Annotated in this window: 3 protein-coding genes; 1 reads left to right on the top strand and 2 read right to left on the bottom strand. The window is 67.1% G+C overall.

Translation table 11 applies throughout. The annotated features are described in order from the left end of the window. On the top strand, positions 1–688 hold a 688-nt coding region (locus tag DU475_RS23670), incomplete at its 5' end, for a YbfB/YjiJ family MFS transporter (protein ID WP_164633501.1). A 154-nt stretch (positions 689–842) separates the two neighbouring features. Here DU475_RS23670 and DU475_RS23665 read toward each other — a convergent pair. Together DU475_RS23665 and DU475_RS23660 are read right to left on the bottom strand one after the other, a co-directional pair. After that, positions 843–1,622 (bottom strand): molybdopterin-dependent oxidoreductase, encoded by a 780-nt coding sequence (locus DU475_RS23665; RefSeq protein WP_142883902.1) that lies wholly within the window; start codon positions 1,620–1,622, stop codon positions 843–845. Positions 1,623–1,641: 19 nt separating this feature from the next. After that, positions 1,642–2,268 carry a cytochrome b/b6 domain-containing protein gene (locus tag DU475_RS23660; protein WP_164633502.1) on the bottom strand — a complete coding sequence of 209 codons (627 nt, stop codon included), beginning with the start codon at positions 2,266–2,268 and terminating at the stop codon, positions 1,642–1,644. Positions 2,269–2,276: the final 8 nt, after the last annotated feature.

The following is a 2,276-nucleotide window of genomic DNA, read 5'->3' as shown; positions in this document are numbered from 1 at the left end:
GGCCGGCCCCGGCTCGTGGTGGGTCGGCTGGCTGGTGCTTGCCGCGCTGTCGGCCGCGATGACGCTGCCGGGGCTGCTGGCGCCGATCGGGGTCGATGCCGGGCTCGGCGGCGGCCGCGCCGCGCCGTTCCGGATCGCGCCGGTGCTGATCTATCTGGCCGGCTACTTCATGTTCGGTGCCGGCTACATCGCCTACATGACCTTCATGATCGCCTATGTGCGCGACGCCGGCGGCGGCGCAGCGGCCCAGAGCGCGTTCTGGTGCCTGATCGGGATCAGCGCCTTCGTCACGCCCTGGGTGTGGCGCCGGGTGATGGCGCTGCATCGCGGCGGGCTGTCGACCACCATCATCCTGGCGGTCAATGCGGTCGGCGCGGTGCTGCCGCTGTTCAGCCTGTCGCCATTGATGCTGGCGACCTCGGCGCTGGTGTTCGGGGTGTCGTTCTTCGCGGTGGTGGCCTCGACCACCGCCTTCGTCCGCTTCAACTATCCGCAGGCGGCCTGGCCCGGCGCGATCGCCGCGATGACGATCGCGTTCGGCATCGGTCAGACCCTCGGCCCGCTGGTGGTCGGCGCCATCACCGACGCGATCGGCTCGCTGTCCTCGGCGCTCGCCGTCTCGGCCGCGACGCTGGCGCTGGGGGCGCTGCTGTCGGCGTTTCAACGACCGCTGCGGTGCGCGAGTTGATTCCACGAGGTGTCATTCCGGAGCGCGGGCGCAGCTCGCGAACCCGGAATCCCGACGTTCAGGGCACCCGGCGGGGCCGTTCGCAGGGCTGCTCTGGATTCCGGGTTCACGCGCTTTGCGCGTGCCCCGGAATCACCGGCGAGGGGAGAGTGCGCTACAATCCGCTGAACGAGTTGTAGCCCTGGTCTTCCCAATAGCCGCCCTTGTAGTCGTTGGTGACTTCCATCGACACGACGTATTTCGGATTCTTGAAGCCGAGCTTGGTCGGGATCCGGATCTTCATAGGGTAGCCGTAGGCGCGCGGCAGCATCTCGCCGCCGAACTTGAAGGTCATCTGGGTCTGCGGATGCAGCGCGGTCGGCATGTCGATCGGCGAGGTGTAATCGTCGGCGCAGCGGAACCAGACGTAGTTCGCCTTGGTGTCTGCGCCGATCAGCTCGAGGAAATCGCGCAGCCGCACGCCGCTCCACTGGCCGATCGCGCTCCAGCCTTCGACGCAGACATGACGGGTGATCTGCGACACCTCGGGTAGCTGCGTCAGCTCCTGCAGCGTCCAGCTCTTGTTGTTCTGGACCAGGCCGGACACTTCCAGCTTCCAGTCGCCGCCGTCGATCGTGGGCGCCTGGTCGAGCGCGTAGTAGGCGTTGAACGGGAACGGCCGGGTGATGTCGCTTTCGCTGAAGGTCGGCGCCAGCGTGTTCGGATTGAAGATCGCTGCCTGCACGGCGTCGTTGAACTTCGACACCTTGGCGAGCAGCGTCTCGGCCGAGGCGCCATCGACGACGTCGCATCCGGTCAGCAGCGTCAGCGCGCCGAGGCTGGCGCCGCCGGCGAGGAAGCGTCGCCGCGACACGTCGGGCATCAGCCTGGCGGCGTCGCGAACCAGCAGCTTCTTGTCGACGCCCGGGATCAGCAGTCTGTTGATGCGCAGCATGGGAGAGATCCTGGTGTCGTCAGCGTCCGATAATCATCGCCCGCAGTGCCTTGGGCACGAGGGCGGCGAGCACGATGTGGATCGCCGAGAACGCGACAATCGCGCTCATCGCGAAAAAATGCACATAGCGTGCGGCATCGTAGCCGCCGAGCAGCGACGTGAGGGTCTGGAACTGCACCGGCTTCCAGATCGCCAGCCCCGACGCCACCGACACCAGGCCGACCAGCAGCACGCCGACATACAGGAGTTTCTGCACCGAATTGTAGCGGCCGAGATCGTCGTGCGACAGCCGCAAGCGGATCGCCTGCGACAGATCGGAGACCACGCCCGACAGCGTGATCGGCCACAGCCTGCGCCGGAATCGGCCGGTGGCGAAACCGAGCATGACGTACAGCACGCCGTTGATCACCAGCACCCACATCGCCGCGAAATGCCAGAGCAGGCCGCCGCCGAGCCAGCCGCCGAGCGTGATCGTGCGTGAAAACTGGAAGTCGAACAGCGGCGCGGCGTTGTAGATCTGCCAGCCGGACATGATCATCGCCAGCAGCGCGGCGGCGTTGATCCAGTGCATCACCCTCACCCACAGCGGCTGCAGTACGGCGCCGGTTTCGGCGAGCGCTGGAGTGGCCGGGGCAGGATCGGTCAGGGTGGTCG

The sequence above is a fragment of the Rhodopseudomonas sp. WA056 genome, assembly GCF_010906995.1.
In the GTDB taxonomy this organism is placed as follows: Bacteria; Pseudomonadota; Alphaproteobacteria; order Rhizobiales; family Xanthobacteraceae; genus Rhodopseudomonas; species Rhodopseudomonas palustris_G.
The sequence above is the reverse complement of the archived record's forward strand: the minus strand, read 5'-3'. Positions and strand labels throughout refer to the sequence as shown.

Bases quoted from the DNA above. Each gene is read 5' to 3' on its own strand.
- DU475_RS23665 (WP_142883902.1), bottom strand. From the start codon at position 1,622: ATGCTGCGCATCAACAGACTGCTGATCCCGGGCGTCGACAAGAAGCTG.